Genomic DNA, 15,851 nt, shown 5'->3' with positions numbered 1-15,851 from the left:
CAGAAAACGAACCTATTTCAGACTTGGATACTTTACACGTGAAACAAGCCGGTTCACCGGTAGGCTTTGCAATCAGAAGATGTGATACACCAAGCATATCATAAGTTTTGCACAGCCAACCGCTGCTTGCCACATGTGATCTGAACGAAGCGCGCCATCAGGTGACACAGATATTTTGCGATCACAGACTGGCGTAGGAGCGGCGTGACACTACCCTGTCGGTGCGTCCCAATCATGTGGCGGGGGCGGGAGGGGAGACCTCACTCAACTATCTGTATGACGGAACCGAAACGCTGGCCCATATCGCGGGGCATGCGAAGGTGAATGTCCACAGACCCTATAGCCTTTCGAGTTAACATTGAATCGCTTGTTCGCTGCCTCTCCCTTCGGTCGAACGCGAAAAGCGATGATCATGTCTCAATGAAAACTCGAAAGGCTTTAATGCAACAGTCCCTTCGTTGCTGTTTCGGGTCTATACAGGCCGGTCCCGCGCAAACTATAAGTGTGGAGAGGCCCAGTTCCTACTTGCCAATAGGATTTCTTTTTTGTGGCAGATACTCGCGATAAAACAGTTTCGCCATCTGTTTGCAGCCCAAATTGTTGCATTGATTGGCACTGGCCTTTCGACGGTTGCACTCGGACTTTTGGCATTTGATCTGAGTGGCGGCAACGCAGCGCTCGTGTTGAGCGGGATCTTCACCGTCAAGATGATCTGCTATGTTGCCATCGCACCAATCGCAGGCGCTATCGCTGAAAATCTACCACGCCAGAGCATACTGGTTTCGCTTGATCTGGTCCGGGCGGCGGTGGCGCTGTGTTTTCCGTTCGTGACTGAGGTATGGCAGGTTTTCGGGCTGGTCGCCGTGCTGCAAGCTGCCTCTGCAAGCTTCACGCCCGTGTTTCAAGCGACTATTCCCGATATTCTGACAGATGAGGCAGACTATACGCGGGCCTTGTCCCTGTCGCGTCTTGCCTATGATTTGGAAACGATGTTTAGCCCTCTTCTGGCGGCGGTACTTTTGACATTGGTGGGATTTGATGTCCTTTTTTCAGTGACCTCCGCCGGGTTTCTTGTCTCGGCGGTTCTTGTCGGGTCGGTGGTGATACCTTACGTCGTTGCAGGCGGCCCTCCGCGCTCTATCTACGAGCGGACGACACGCGGCATACGCACCTATTTTGCCACGCCACGATTGCGTGCCCTTCTGGCACTTTGCTTTGCCGTTTCATCGGTGGGTGCGATGGTTCTGGTCAATACCGTCATTCTGATTCAAGGCGATCTCGGCTTGTCGCAAAGTGACCTGGCCGTGACGATGGCGGCGTTTGGTGCAGGGTCAATGGTTGCAGCATTATGGGTTCCGCGTGCGTTGGAAGCAGTATCGGACAGGTCGATCATGTTACCGGCCGCAGCGCTGATGGGAACGGCGCTGATTGCGCTGGCGGTCTGGATCGCATTGTTCGATCTAAATTGGGCCGCTATTTTGGTGACGTGGTTTGCTGTTGGCCTTGGATATTCGACCATCCTCACCCCATCGGGCCGTTTGCTGCGCCGCTCATCAAATACACAGAACCGCACCTCCCTTTTTGCGGCGCAATTTGCGCTGTCTCATCTGTGTTGGCTGATCACCTACCCGCTGGCCGGAGCACTTCTGACATGGGCAGGCGTGCAGCTTGCCTTGGTGGTTCTGGGCGCATTGGCTTTTGCCGGGCTGATCATCGCACACAGGCAATGGCCCGATCCCGACCCTTTGGTCATCGCGCATAGCCATCCCGAGCTGTCGAAGGATCACCCGCACATGAAAGAACATGATGGTCACCATCACCCGTTCGTCATTGACGATCTGCACCCAAGCTGGCCCGCGCATCGTTAATCGGGGCGGGGGGTGTACGCCCTTGTGTCATTGCGACAATACGGTCCGCCAACCGGCTGAGCAGGCCATGATCGTGGCTTACCATCAACACCGCCGTGCCTGCCTTTGCGGCTTCGCGCAGCAACAGGCCGATTTTGTGGGTCGATGGACCGTCAAGGGCGCTTGTCGGCTCATCGGCGGTGATCAATGCGGGCCGTGCGATCATCGCGCGCGCAATCGCGGCCCGCTGGCACTGGCCAATGGAAAGTTCGGCGGGGCGGGCTTCGGGGTCGATCCTCTCCAGACCGACGGAAGCGAGGGCCGCCTGGGCTTGGTCCCGGGCAACGGCACGCGCAATGCGGGGCCTGTGGGGTGCGGTCAATGGCTCGGCAACCGAGCGCCAGATCGGCCAGTGTGGCACCAGACTGGCAACCGGGTCCTGAAAGATAGGCAGAACAGCCGCGGGATTCGAAAGCTCGGGTCTCCGGAATATCTCGCCGGACGTTGGCTTTTCCAATCCCATGACCAACCGCAAGAGCGTGGATTTCCCGCAGCCCGACGGCCCTTGCAGCCCGACGATTTCACCCGCTGCGATCTCCAGTGATACGCCGCTCAGGGCATTGATGCGCCCTTGAGTATACCGGACAGCGACATTCGACAGACGCAGTATCGAAGCAGGGCAAGGGATTGCGGGGCGGGCTGGAAACGGCGCGAGCACGCTTAACAGGCGACGGGTTTCGGCATGCACCGGCGCGCGTCGCAAGGTTTCGGATGTGCCGGTTTCCACCAAGCGTCCATCGTGCAGAACACTGATCCGGTCGGCGTTGCGCAAGACCAGTTCAACGTCATGGCTGATCAATACAACAGCGCGCCCCAGCGCACGCAAGGCATCCATCACCGCCTGCGCGCGGTCCGCGTCAAGGGCGCTGGTCGGCTCGTCCGCGATGATCAGCGGGCAGTCCAGCGCCGCTGCTGCCGTGATTGACGCGCGTTGCAGCATACCACCGCTCCAAGTATGCGGATGCTGCCCCATACGCCCAGACGCCTGATCCACACCCAGGCCCTCCAGACGTCGCGCAATGTCGTGCCAGTCCGGCGCAAGGCCGTGGCTGCGCCAAGCCTCTGCCACATGATCACGCACAGTGCGTAGCGGATCACAGGCCGCCCATGGGTTTTGTGCAATGAACCCGACTTGCCGGCCACGTGCCGCTTGCCATGTCGGCCTGTCAGCGGTGGTCATGTCATGCCCATTCAGACGCAGTGCTCCGGTCACGCGCGTACCCTTGCGATGCAAGCCGATCAACGCCTTGGCGATCGTCGATTTCCCTGCGCCCGACCCGCCCACCAAAGCGAAACACTCTCCTGGATGCACCTGAAACGAGACATCGCGCACAGGCGTTTCACCCGAAGGATAGGTGATGGTCAGGCCATCGCAGTCTAGAACAGGCGCCATCTAGTGTTCCTTTGGGCTGGCCACGTCACGCAGCGCATTGCCCAGTAAATTCGCCGCCAGAACTGAAAGGAAAATAAGCGCCGCCGGGGCGACAAGAAGCCAGGGCGCTACGGAAAAGAACAGCCGCGATTCCGATAACATGGCCCCCCATTCGGCATGGGGCGGCTGCACGCCGAGGCCCAGAAACGAAAACCCCGAGATCGCACCGATCATGCCGCCAAGCGCGAGGGTCGCGATAATCCCGAGCTGCAAAGCGACGCCGGGCAGGATATGACCCAGAATAATGCGCCAGTGTGGAATACCCGCCATCTGCGCCGCGATGACGTGGGGCTTGTGGCGTGCATTCAGTGCCATGGACCGCGCCAGCCGTGCATACCACGCCCAATCCGCCACGATCAGCGCAATCAACAGGTTGAGAAAGCCCGGCCCCAGAATTCCGAGCACCGCGAAGGCCAACACAAGTCCCGGAAGCGTTAGTGCGATATCGACCATCCGCATGATAAGCGTGTCTATGATCCCACCCGCAAGGCCCGCAAATGTGCCCAGGACCAATCCAATTGCAAAGACGGCCCCCAAAACGAACATCGCCGCACCGATAGAGCGGTGCGCGCCATCCATCGCCCGGCTGAAGATATCCCGGCCCGTGGCGTCGGTACCGAAGGGATGCGACAGGCTGGGGCCTTTCATGGCGTTGATGTAGTTGGGCACGTCCGGCGCGTGTGGCGCCCAGAACATGCCGATGATGGCAAAACCAAGCACGGCCATGGCAAGCAGAATGCCTAGCCGACCGGCCCTATGCCGCCACAGGCGCAAGACGATGCGCCGGTCACCGACGAAGGGCGCAACTTTGGGGCGCGTGAGGTCCAGCAAGCTCATCTTCGGCCCTCGCGCAAGCGGGGGTCCATCGCCAGCGCAAGCAGGTCAATCAGCAAGGCAGCGGTCACATACGACACTGCAGCGATCAGAACATAGGCCTGGATAACCGGATAGTTGCGAGCGGTCAGCGCCTCCAGCAGATAGGCCCCAAGGCCGGGCCAGGTGAAAATAACCTCGATCAGGGGCGCGCCGCCGATCAGGGCGCCGATACTGACACCGATGGCTGTCAGAAATGGCAAAACCGCGTTTGGCAGGGCATGGCGCAACAGGATACGCCGTTCCGTTGCACCACGGGTGCGGGCCACATCGGCGTAGCCGCTGGCCATCTGTTCCAGAAGGCCGGCGCGCAAAAGCTGGGTCCAGCCTGCCGCACGGTCGATCCCGATGATGAACGCCGGGATCAGGGCCGCTGTCCAAATCCCGTCCGACAGCACCCGGCCTATATTGAAGCCGACGATAATGAATTGCAGCGCCAGCAACCCGAATATGAAAGTCGGCAGCGAGGCGCCGATCTGCGTATAAAACCGGATCAGACGATCTGGCCAGCGGTCACGATAGTAGGCGGCAACAAGCGCAAGGAGCATCGACAGTACAATCGAGACAACCAGCGCAGTTCCCAGCAGGATCAATGTCGCGGGCAAGCGATCAAGAATTTCACCGGTGACCGAGCCACGACTGGTAAAGGACTGCCCCAGATCGCCCTGAAGCACCCGCCCCAACCAATCCCAGAACTGCACGAGCAGCGGTTTGTTAAGGCCCAGAACTTCACGCGCCACCTCGATCTCGGCGGCGGTCGGGTCTTGCACACCGCGCGCCAGCAATACGCGTGTCGCGGGATCGCCCGGTGCCAAGGGCAGGATCGCCCAGACGACAATACTGGCGGCAAATGCCGTCGCAATCGCCTGGACGATCCGCCAAACCGTTGCGGTGATCACGCTGGGGCGCCTTTGTGCAGGTGGCTTTCGATCACGTGTTGGGCGCAGTTTGCCAGCTGATGTGATGCCAGGCGACGCCCGGCACGTAATCAGACCAGGCATCACTGACCAAAGCGCGTTCCACAAGAATTGTCAGGGCGAATGCATACGGATCCTCTTCGACCAGAATGTGCTGGATATCCGCCAGAATGACCGCCCGCTCGTCCGGGTCCACGGTTTCATCCAACCGGTCGATCAGACTGTTCATTTGCACGTTGCAATAGCCGCCATAGTTTCGATCCCCCTCGCATGCGACATAACGGTTCAAGAACCCGCTCACGGCCCCAACGGTCGCGGTTCCTGTCGCGACCATCGCAAGATCCCATTCGACCAGATCATTCAGCGCGGCTTCGCGGATACTGTCGACCGATATGATACTGGACGCGATGCCTATTTCCGCAAGATAGGCTTGCACCGCATTGCTCAGCGGCACCAGATCAGGTTGCTGGGGATAGATCATCAAGATCAGTTCAAGGGTCTCGCCATCGCGGGTGCGGGTGTCACCTTCACGGACCCATCCCGCCGCATCAAGCCGCGCATTGGCCGCGCCCATGTCAAAGCTATAGTTTTCGACAGCCCAGGGAAATCGCGGATTGTATAGCCCCGTCGCAGGTATCTTTGCGCCGTGGAAAACAGCGTCTGCGATCTCGGAATAATTGATCGCCTCCATCACGGCCATGCGCACCGCAATATCCTCGAACGGCCCGTCCGTGACGTTCATCACCCCCATGAAGCCCCCGGTCGAGGGCGCTCCGAGAGCAAGGTTGAGATTAGGGGTTGCGGCAAAGACGGGTGCCGCGGAAATAGGCGGATAAAGTGCGATATCGACCTCGCCGTTTTGCACGGCAAGAATACGCGCGTTCACGTCCGACACGAAGCGCAACTCGACACCCTCCATCGCAGGTAGACCTTGCCAGTAGGCGTCATACCGCTCGGCGATCATGCGTTGGTCATCCAATGCGACAAGACGGTAGGGGCCGGTATGGATCCCGGCGCCGATCAGGTGATCGTAGTCTTCGCCAACCGCCAGAACGGTTTCGACGTCGATCATCATCAGGCGGCTTTCATGGGCAAGGATATTGGGCAATTCGGGCACGGGAACACCGGTTTGCACCGTAATCTCCAACGGGCCGGTCTGGGTGAAGGTCACCACAGCGGGGAGAACGGCCTGTGTGCCGCTGCTGCGCTCACGGAAATACGCGATTGAGGCCAGAACGGCAGGCACGTCCATCGCGCGCCCGTTTTGGAATGTCACCCCATCGTGGATCGTGATGACCCAGGTCGTATCATCGATACGGGTCAGGCTTTCGGCCAACCAGGGCGTAATGGACCCATCGGGCTGGAACTTCATCAAAAGCTCCCCCTGGCCAAATTCCTGCATCCAGAACCCCTGATCGACAGGGTCCATGGACCGGATCTGAAAGCCAGTGGCCATATTGATGATCGTGTCTTCGGCGACAGCGGGCACCGAGGTAACCGCACCAAGAGCCAGCACCGTGCCAGCCAGGATTGAACGCAAGTTCATGAAAGTGTTTCCTTTTCGGGGGATTGATAAAGTGAGGGTCCACTGCGGCTTTTGCAGTGTGAAACCGAAGATCAGGAGCGTTGCCACCCTGGACAAGCACGTCTTCGACAAACCGGCGGGTGGCCGTGCGATCCGGCAGCCGGAACCAGTGACCCTGCGGATACAGGACCAGTATGGGCCCTTTGTTGCAGGGGAAAATGCAGCCGGTGCGCGTCGTCAGACAGCGATCAAAAACACCCGCCTGTTTCAGCTCGTCCTTGAGCATCTGAACGAAAGGCCTCGCACCATGGATCGCACAGCGCGGACCGGTGCAGACCAGCAGATGAAAATCATAGTCCGGCGGTGTGTTCCAGCCCGGTTTCCCAAGGCTGGGACGTACCTGCTCCACGGATGTTGCGGGTTGTGGGTGCGCAAGTGTTGCGGCTGCGAACTGGGCCAGCTGAATCGCATCAGTTGCCAGATCAGGACCAAGTTCAACTGTCGTATCTGCATTTTGACCGCGGGTCCTCCAGTCTGCGATGACACCGGGCAACCACTTCATCAGGCCTTCGGGGAAGGGTACGCCCAGCGGCTGCACGCGAATGGTCCGAAACCCCTCTGCGCGGAGGGACACGAGCATATCGGTCAGGCTTGGCCCGGTGCCTTCCAGCCGGATCAGACGCACAGGACCATCTGCACCTGCTTTGCAGGCCGCTTCCAGGCGGTCAAAAGCGCGGTTGCTGAGTGAATATGCCGAGATGACAAACAGCACTGCATGTTGATCGGTCAAGACAGCCCCCGTGCGGTGCACGTTGCTATGGGATGCGCGCGGTTGAGGGCTGCTGCCGAAAGCTCTCCTTTTGCAAATGCAATGACATCCTCGCCCGCGTTTAAATCACCAAATACCTGACATTCTCTGCACGATCCGACACAGCCGATTTGGCACCGTTGCCTGCACCTGTCTACAGCCGCGCAGCCGTTGATTGAAAAATCCTCGGCAATGCAGCCATCCGCAGCCGCCATCGCCGCTAAGAGCTTTGTCGTCAGATCGAAACTGGTCTCGCAAGTTCGTCCTCTAATCGGACAGGATTGCACATCTTTGATTGTATAAGATACCTGGTCCATCGCTCCCTCCGCACAGCGGCGAGGGCGTGGGAAAACCAGATTTATGTTCAGCTTGCGCTGGTATTGCCATCTCTAGCCTCCTGCCAGACGCCCCGCCTGGGTTGAGTTTCTATAAGATGGCAGGTCTCCTGACTCGCGGATCATGGCTAGGCCAACCTTCCCGGGAATTGTCCCAGTGGTATTTCGGCTTCGCTCACCGCTCACAGTTGCGGGGGCAGTCACGGATTCGGTGCCTGTTGGCTATTACTCACCGTGTTCCCTTTTCATTCCAGACGACACTTGGGACGCCAGAAACCATCAAGATCTAAGTTTCATATTCGAAAGACTAAAGCAACACCCCGGGACATTGGCAATATGTCATGTCTCAGATCAAAGGCGGGCTGCTGTAGCGGCACACTGAGGAAGATTTGAACACGACCCCTCAATTCGAGGTCTGAAACAAGCCGCCTGGATGCTTGCGGGCTGATAGACACTTTTTCACTGATGAAAGAGGGTGTTTTCATGCCGAGAACACCCTCGGTTTCGCACGGGCCCCCGCCAATGAACTCCTCCTCTGTCAGATCTTGATGCGTAGAACCTGATAGCTCAGGCTCGGCAGGGCGATGTTAACGGTGCTGCCATCAAGATCGGCGCCCGTGGCAGGCCGGGGCGCGACAGTGTCGGGGGCGGTGGCCGTATTGACGGCCTCAAGATCGTCATGGCGGATCATCTCGTGAAGGGTGATCCGCCCTGCATTGCCGAAACCCGCGAGATTGATGCTGGTCTCAAGCGTCTCGGTCAGATGCCGGTTGACCATGAAGAAGGTCATGACACCCTCTTCCTCGTCATAGGCCGATGAAATATCAAGATATTTTACGTTGTCGGCAAACTCGACATCATAGCCCGGGCAATCGACGCTCAGACACCACAGACGGCAGCCCCATGGGTCAGGACATCGTCATGCGGGTACGCGCAGGCTGAGTTTTCACCCGGGCGGGCTGGACGGTGCCGGGGCCCGGTCGGCATTTCGTCTCACCGGACCCGGGTCAAAGACGATTTCCATCCGCACCGAAAAGATGCGCCGCCGCATGGTCATAGGACAAATGAACCATCTGGCCCGCGTCCAGCGTGAGCGGGGCCGCCATTTTGGCCAGAACAAGCGCGCCGCCATCCAGAACGATATGCAGGATGGCGACATCGCCGAGATATTCGACCAGGTCGACGCGCCCCTCGAATTCCGCCGATTGCGGATCCGCCAGACGCAGCATTTCGGGCCGCAGCCCGATCGCCCCCCTTTCGGCCTTGTCGGTCCGGCTGTCGGATGGCAGCGTGAGCCCATCCGATATCCGAATGCGCGCGCCCCCCGGATCCGGCAGGATGTCGCCTTCCAGAAGGTTCATCGAGGGTGCCCCGATAAAGCCGGCCACGAAACGGTTGCGCGGCGCGCGGTAAAGCTCTTCGGGTGTCCCGATCTGTTCCACCTGACCCGCGTTCAGAACGACAATGCGATCAGCCAATGTCATCGCCTCGACCTGATCATGCGTGACATAGATCATCGTCGTATCGGGCAGTGACTTTTTCAGCTTGGCAATCTCGGCACGGGTCGAGATTCTGAGCGCGGCGTCAAGGTTCGACAAGGGCTCATCGAACAGGAAAATCTCTGCTTCCCGCACGATGGCGCGGCCGATGGCAACACGCTGCCGTTGGCCACCGGACAGCTCTCGGGGGCGGCGGGCGAGATACGGGGTCAGTTGCAGCATGTCGGCGGCAAGCTTGACCCGCCGGTGGCGCTCTGCCCACCCGACCCCGGCCACTTTCAGGTTGAACGACATGTTGTCCTCCACGCTCATATGCGGATAAAGCGCATAGGACTGGAACACCATCGCAACACCGCGTTTGGAACCCCGAACATCGTTCATCACCTTGTCGCCGAACCGCAGCGTTCCGCCGCTGATCTCCTCCAGCCCCGCGACCATTCTCAACAGCGTTGATTTCCCGCAGCCGGACGGACCAACGAAGACCAGCATCTCGCCCTGATGCACGTCCATCGAGACCTCGTGGATCACCTGCAAGCCACCGTAGTTCTTGCAGACAGCTTGAAGTTGAATATCAGGCATGTTGCACCCTCACCAAACAGCGCGACGGGGCGCGATGGGATCAATCGTGCCGGCCATTCGGTCGCACAGGCGTTTCAGCAACGCAGATTGCAACGCGCTGGCCTCGGCATCGTCCCACAAGTTGACATGCTCACCCGGATCTTTTGTCAGATCGTAGAGCTCCCCCGGCCCGGCCCCGTGTTGAACCACGATCTTTGCCGTGTCGGTCCGCAGCATCGTCAGGTTCGCGCCGCCGATATCGTCATGCCAGGGCATGGCGTTGTAATACTCGCAATAAATATCCTCGCGATGCGGTTCCCGGCTCTTTCCGGTCAACTGCGGCCAGAGCGAGCGTCCCTGAACCCCCTGTTCCGGCGGCAGGCCGACGGCGTCAAGCAGTGTCGGTACGAGATCGACAAGTTCGACAAGACCCTGAACCTCACCCTGCCTGATCCTGCCCGGCCAGTGGAACACCAACGGGACATGGACACTGGGTTCGTAGAAAAACGGCCCCTTCAGGTAGATGCCATGATCCCCAAGAAGCTCTCCGTGATCCGACATGAAGACGATAAGCGTATCATCCGCCTGGCCGGTTTCCTTCAGCATCTCGATGATCCGGCCAACCTGATCCGAAACCAGATCACACATGGCGAAATAGGCCGCCCGGACGTAGCGGTGATCCCGCTCGGTCATCTCGGGATAGGGAAGGGCCGCCAGGCCGCAATAGGCGCTTTCATGATCTTTTTTCTGAAGGGGGGTTTGCCCTCCAGCTCGCCCGCCCGGTAGCTCGGCAATGGCAGGTCGTCCAGTTGATCGAGATAGCGGTCAAGATAAGCTTTGGGCGGGTCGAACGGGTGATGTGGGTCGAAGAAATTCACCATATACATCCAGGGCGTGTCGCTGATGTCATGTGCCTGGATGAAATTCCGCGCCATTTCGGCGCAGAACGTGGTTTGGTGATCCTCGGCTTCCGGCCCGATGCGGATATGCGCGCAATCGGGGAAAGCTTCGGTGGCATAGGCTTTGCCCCGCTCGGCCAGCCACATATTATGCGCATTGAGCGGCCAATTGGGCGCTGAATCCGTCGCTGTGCCGTCGATCTGATCGCGGACCGACGATGACGGGTGATGCGACCAGTGAAAGCTGTCGAAACCATCGTTGTGGCGCGGCTCGTGCACCGGGGCAATCGACGGATTGCAGGCCGAGACATGGAGCTTGCCTGCCAGGCCGCAGGCATATCCTGCCTCCGAGAGAATGCGGGAGATCAGCCGCTCCCTCGGTGGCAGATCCTGACCGTTCTGATACGCGCCGGTGGTGCGCGGATACCGTCCGGTCATGAAACTCGCACGGCTCGGCGTGCAGACCGGGCTCTGGCAGTAGGCATGCGGCACGGCGGCACCCTCGGCATAAAGGCGGTCGATATCCGGTGTGTTGACATAAGGATTGCCCGTGGCCCCCAGCGTGTCCCACCTTTGCTGGTCTGTGCACAGCAATAGGATATTGGGTCGTTTGCTCATTGTCTCACGGCTCCTAAGTTCATTGTTTCACTGCCCCTGCGATCCCCTCGACAAAGAACCGCTGTACGAAAAAGAAGAAGAGGATCACCGGCAAAAGCGAGATCGTCGCCGCCGCCGCCATGCCCGACCAGTCAGTCTCGTTATTGCTGACGAAAGCCAGCATCCCCACCGGCAACGTGCGCAGATCGGGCGCCCCGAAGGTAAAGACAAGCGGAATGAGGAACGTGTTCCAGGCATACAGAAAGGTCAGCACGCTGACGGTCGCGGTGATCGGACCGGCCAGTGGCAGCATGATTGAAAAGAAGATGCGGAAGAAGCCTGCGCCGTCGAGTTCCGCGCTTTCCTCCAGATCCTTCGGAACGCCGTTGAAGAACCCGGCATAGAGAAGAATGGCCGCCGCCTGCCCGGACCCGGCCAGCGCCAGAATGATCCCCCATCTTGTGGAAAGCAGACCGAAGGAATCGGCCAGATCGACAATGGGAATGATCGTGACGCCGACCGGCACAACCATCGTGACAAGCAAAACACCAATGACAAAGCGTTTGCCGAGAAAATCGAACCGCCCCAGCACATAGCCCGTCAGCGAGGTATGCACGATCACCAGAAGGACGGTTCCGGCGGTGATGAGCACGGTATTCAGCATATAGGTCGAGAAATGCGCGGAGACCCATGCGCGGCTGTAATTCTCCCAGAGAAGCGTATCGGGAATGAGGTCCAGCCCCTTCTGGAAGATCTCAAGCTGACCCTTGAGAGAAGCCGAGATCAGCCAGGCAAACGGATAGCACCAGACGACCAGAAGACAGACAAGCGCCAGGATTCTGATCACATTCCAGGGTTTGCGCAGCAGTTTCATGTCGCCTCCGCCGCAGAGCGCCGAAACCGGCGGATCGCCAGAACCTGCAGGACCGTCGCAAGCGAAACGATCAGCCCGAAAAGGATCGCAGCCGCCGAGGCATAGCCCAGCCGGGGAACCGTGTTGATGAAGGCGTTGCGATAGACGAAGATGTCGATCACCTCGGTTCCGTAGAACGGCCCGCCACCGGTCAGCGTCAAGATCAGGTCGAACACATTCGTAGCCTCGATCAGCGTGATCAGCGTGATGATGATTGTGAAGGGGATCAGCATCGGAAATGTCACGCCGGTGAATTTCTGCCAGGCATTGGCCCCGTCCAGTTCGGCAGCCTCATAAAGATCGGTCGGGATCGTCTGGAGCGCGGCCAGCCAATAGATCACGGTGATGCCAAGCCATTTCCAGACCCAGATGCCGACAGCACTGTAAAGCGCGAGACCGGCATTCCCCAGAAAGTTGATCGGCGCCTCGATCGCGCCGGTCTGCATCAGCGCGATATTGACCGGCCCGCCTGTCGGATCAAGGATATACCGCATGACAACGCCGACAATCGCGGCGGTGGTCACCACCGGCAGGAAGATACCGGTCCGGAACAGGCGCACACCGGGGAACCGGGCATTCAGCACAATCGCGATAAGCAGTGCCGCACCAACCCGTAAGGGCACTGCGATCAGCAGGAACACCATCGTGTTTCCGAACGCATTCCAGAACAGGCGATCCTGCCAAAGCTCACGGTAATTGTCGAACCCGATATAGGTGCCCGTCGTCGCGAAGCCGTTCCAGTTCTGGAACGAATATCCGATCGACGCGATGATCGGATAAACCGTAAACGCCCCCACGAGGAGGAGCGTCGGCAGAAGGAAGATGTAAATCGCGCGGTCCGCCCAAAGGCGCGCCGGTAACGACGGTGGGGTGCGTGACATCCTGTTTCTCTCGTTCTTTGTTTTCGCACACCGCTTTGGAAATGCGGTCGCGCAGCGTCAGCGGACGTCCCCATCGGGAAACGCCCGCTTGCCTGATTTCAGCCCCTGTAGTCCTCTCCCCGCACCCAATCCGGGAAGACCCAGTCATCATGTGACACATCAAAGCCGGCGGCCTGCGCCTCTTCGATGCCTTTGTCCCGCTCGCGCGACATGGCATCCGAAAATTCCTGAAGGAACGGCGTCGCGTCGTCGAAAGCTCCCGAAAACGCGCCCTGAATGATCTCGCCCAGACCCGGCGTCACCGGATTCATGCGCGAGAAGACCTGCGCGGTCGCGGGGTTCGATATCAGCGGGTCGGGCCCACGGAAAACGCTTTCGCTGAAATTGCCGATGACGGTGCTGTATGTCGGATGCACATCGGCCCGTTCGACCGCCGAAAGATCCAATGGCGGCTGATCCATCCGGCTGGCAAGCTCCACATAATAGGCATCAGAGGTGAAATTCTGCAAAAGCTCGATGGCAAGTTCGCGATGTTCGCTCTGCCCGGACACGTAATAATGTCCGAACTGCGCCCCCCGGTTCAGGATCGGCGCCTCGCCGTTCGGCGTTGGCACATTGCTGACCCCGGTTTTTGCAAGGAATTCTGGCGCGATCCTGTTCAGAACGCCACTGTTCCAGGGGCCGTCGAAGAACATCATCGCCTCTTCCGCAGCCCAGCGCTGGCGGCCCTGACGTGCATCGACCGACGAGGAGGCCGGATGCAGGCTTCCGTCGCGCTGGAACTGCAAAAGGAAATCGAGCGCATCGAGAAACGGCTGGCTGGTATAGGCATAGTCGCCCGTCTGCGGGTCGAAGGTCCCTGCCGCACCCGCCGCCATCGCGATATCCTCCCAAAGAGCGCCCATGCGATTGGTGAATTGCAGCGGAAGGAGAAGGCCGAAATACCCGTCACCCGTGGCCGCCCTGGCCAGGTCATGCGCCTCGGCCCAGGTCGCGATACCGGCCTCCGGATCGCCACCGGCCGCAGCCATTTTTTCGCTATCGTACCAAAGGCTCGCATTGTGCCAGAGATTGCTGAAGATCGCGACCGAAACCTGGTTGCCATCGAAGACAGTCGCGCCCTCGACCAGCGTTGCCTGCTGGAAGGGGCTGTCAAACTCCAGCCCGGTCAGGGGTGCAAACCATCCGGCTTCATATAGCGAGGCAAGCGTCGCCGGATCGCCGTCAACGTCAAAGATATCCGGCGATTCGCCGGAGCGGAACGCCAGTTGCAGCGCCTGCATCGAAGTCGCGGGGTTGGTATTGGTGTATTCGACCCTGCCCCTGCCCGACTCCTCGAACGCGTCCCAGAAACGCTGATTCATGTCAGTCAGGGGGGCGAAGATATCCCACCATTGAAGAACGGGGCCGTCCTGCGCGAACAACGCGCCTGGCGACGTGGCCATGGCCGCCGCAGCAATCCCTCCGCCCAGAACAGCTCTGCGGCGAAAATCAGTTGTATTCGATCTTGTCATGAAATGATCCTCCCTCCCTAAACTTTAGGTTATATATAACTTATGTCAATCGGTATCTTTACGATATCCCTCACAGAAGGCAGTCTTGCGTTTTGGCTGACAGCGCTCCGGGAGGGCAGGCACTTGGCAAAAGACAGGGATACGTCAAGCGGCGGCGGCCACAAGACATTGCCCGGTCGGCCAACGATGACAGATGTCGCGCGCGCGGCGGGCGTCAGTCAGGCAACGGTGTCGATTGTGCTGAACAATGTCGGTGGCTCACGTGTGAATGCGCAAACCGCGAAGATGGTGCGGGAAACGGCCCGGAAGCTCGGCTATTCCATCAATCGCCGATCGCGTGTCGGCATGGGGAAGGCCCAGACAATCGGGTACATCATCGAAGATACCTTCACCAATCCGATGGTGAATATCGCCATCGAACAGGCGCGTCATGCGACCTGGGACGGGGGCGCGGTCCTGATGGTGCTTCCAACGCAGGGCGACCGGAGACTGAGGCGGGAAGCCCTGGAAATCCTGCTGGATCTTCGTCTTGTCGGCATCGTCATTTCCTCGTTCTTCACAAATCAGATCAAACCGCCCTCGATCCTGCGCAACGTCAATTCGGTGATGGTGAACTGCTATTCCGACAACCCGGCGATCCCCGCGCTTCTGCCATCCCACGAGGCCGGCGCGCGCGAGGGGACAGCGCATCTTGCCGCGCAGGGTCACCGACGGATCGCAATGATAAACGGCGATCACTGGATGGAAGCCTTTCAGGATCGCGAGATGGGATATCGGCGTGCGCTCGTCGACGCAGGGCTGTCATTCGACCCGGCCCTTGTCGTTCCGGACAATGACAGCCAGGACCACGCCCAAAGCGCTGCCGCCCATCTTTTCGACCTGCCCGACCCGCCCACTGCCATCTTCTGCGCGTCGGACAGATTCGCGATGGGGGCCTATGAGGAGATGCGCCATCGTGGCCTTCGGGTCGGCCATGATGTCGCCATTCTCGGTTTCGACAACGATCCGAATGCCAGCAGCCTCAAGCCCGGCTTGTCCACGATCGAAGTGCCGCATGGGGAAATGGGTCGCCGCGCCGTCGAGCACCTGCTGGCCATGCACGAAGACCGGACCGAGGGAACGATCAACGGCCACAATCGCGTGCCTTCGCCACTTATTCTGCGTGGCTCTACAGGGGATGACCCATGACACCC

14 protein-coding genes and 1 riboswitch are annotated in these 15,851 nt (G+C 59.4%); of the genes, 3 read left to right on the top strand and 11 right to left on the bottom strand.

The features are described from left to right. Positions 1 to 545 precede the first annotated feature (545 nt). Positions 546 to 1,868, top strand: a complete 1,323-nt coding sequence (locus E2K80_RS11505) for an MFS transporter (protein ID WP_135375135.1) — start codon at positions 546 to 548, stop codon at positions 1,866 to 1,868. Here the strand turns inward: E2K80_RS11505 and E2K80_RS11500 are convergent. From E2K80_RS11500 to E2K80_RS11485, 4 genes are read right to left on the bottom strand one after another with little or no spacing between them, the layout of a single operon-like run. After that, a complete protein-coding gene (locus tag E2K80_RS11500; protein ID WP_135375134.1) occupies positions 1,828 to 3,300 on the bottom strand; it encodes an ABC transporter ATP-binding protein in 1,473 nt (490 codons plus the stop codon). The genes E2K80_RS11505 and E2K80_RS11500 overlap by 41 nt on opposite strands. Beyond that, positions 3,301 to 4,176, bottom strand: a complete 876-nt coding sequence (locus E2K80_RS11495; protein WP_238475508.1) for an ABC transporter permease — start codon at positions 4,174 to 4,176, stop codon at positions 3,301 to 3,303. Continuing rightward, the gene (locus E2K80_RS11490; protein ID WP_135375133.1) at positions 4,173 to 5,111 is read right to left on the bottom strand and encodes an ABC transporter permease; all 939 of its coding nucleotides are present in this window, start codon (positions 5,109 to 5,111) and stop codon (positions 4,173 to 4,175) included. The genes E2K80_RS11495 and E2K80_RS11490 overlap by 4 nt, the downstream gene beginning before the upstream one ends. 31 nt (positions 5,112 to 5,142) lie before the next feature. Continuing rightward, entirely contained in the window at positions 5,143 to 6,675 is a 1,533-nt protein-coding gene (locus E2K80_RS11485) for an ABC transporter substrate-binding protein (protein WP_135375132.1), read from the bottom strand. A 58-nt stretch (positions 6,676 to 6,733) separates the two neighbouring features. On the opposite strand from E2K80_RS11485, the gene E2K80_RS11480 reads away from it, so the two are divergent. After that, entirely contained in the window at positions 6,734 to 7,402 is a 669-nt protein-coding gene (locus tag E2K80_RS11480; protein WP_135375131.1) for a hypothetical protein, read from the top strand. A 478-nt stretch (positions 7,403 to 7,880) separates the two neighbouring features. Next, positions 7,881 to 8,093, bottom strand: a riboswitch (cobalamin riboswitch). A 242-nt stretch (positions 8,094 to 8,335) separates the two neighbouring features. On the opposite strand, the gene E2K80_RS11475 is transcribed toward E2K80_RS11480, so the two are convergent. The 7 genes from E2K80_RS11475 to E2K80_RS11450 form a co-directional block, all read right to left on the bottom strand. Next, positions 8,336 to 8,620, bottom strand: coding sequence for an alpha-L-arabinofuranosidase C-terminal domain-containing protein (locus tag E2K80_RS11475; RefSeq protein ID WP_274379266.1), 285 nt, complete (start codon positions 8,618 to 8,620; stop codon positions 8,336 to 8,338). A 184-nt stretch (positions 8,621 to 8,804) separates the two neighbouring features. Next, entirely contained in the window at positions 8,805 to 9,875 is a 1,071-nt protein-coding gene (locus E2K80_RS11470; RefSeq protein ID WP_135375129.1) for an ABC transporter ATP-binding protein, read from the bottom strand. Positions 9,876 to 9,884: 9 nt separating this feature from the next. Further along, complete coding sequence (locus tag E2K80_RS19810) at positions 9,885 to 10,571, bottom strand: sulfatase family protein (protein ID WP_338014601.1); 687 nt, start codon at positions 10,569 to 10,571, stop codon at positions 9,885 to 9,887. Continuing rightward, complete coding sequence (locus E2K80_RS19305) at positions 10,544 to 11,371, bottom strand: sulfatase family protein (protein ID WP_210405374.1); 828 nt, start codon at positions 11,369 to 11,371, stop codon at positions 10,544 to 10,546. The genes E2K80_RS19810 and E2K80_RS19305 overlap by 28 nt, the downstream gene beginning before the upstream one ends. Before the next feature lie 19 nt (positions 11,372 to 11,390). After that, entirely contained in the window at positions 11,391 to 12,224 is an 834-nt protein-coding gene (locus E2K80_RS11460; RefSeq protein ID WP_135375128.1) for a carbohydrate ABC transporter permease, read from the bottom strand. Further along, positions 12,221 to 13,144, bottom strand: a complete 924-nt coding sequence (locus E2K80_RS11455; protein ID WP_135375127.1) for a carbohydrate ABC transporter permease — start codon at positions 13,142 to 13,144, stop codon at positions 12,221 to 12,223. Before E2K80_RS11455 ends, E2K80_RS11460 begins: the two co-directional genes overlap by 4 nt. Before the next feature lie 98 nt (positions 13,145 to 13,242). Next, entirely contained in the window at positions 13,243 to 14,658 is a 1,416-nt protein-coding gene (locus tag E2K80_RS11450) for an ABC transporter substrate-binding protein (protein WP_135375126.1), read from the bottom strand. A gap of 42 nt (positions 14,659 to 14,700) precedes the next feature. Between E2K80_RS11450 and E2K80_RS11445 the strand changes: the two genes are divergently transcribed. After that, positions 14,701 to 15,846 carry a LacI family DNA-binding transcriptional regulator gene (locus E2K80_RS11445; RefSeq protein ID WP_135375125.1) on the top strand — a complete coding sequence of 382 codons (1,146 nt, stop codon included), beginning with the start codon at positions 14,701 to 14,703 and terminating at the stop codon, positions 15,844 to 15,846. The last annotated feature ends 5 nt before the right edge of the window (positions 15,847 to 15,851 follow it).

This window comes from Rhodophyticola sp. CCM32, assembly GCF_004751985.1.
Lineage (GTDB): Bacteria > Pseudomonadota > Alphaproteobacteria > Rhodobacterales > Rhodobacteraceae > Rhodophyticola.
This window is presented reverse-complemented; position numbering and strand designations above follow the sequence as displayed.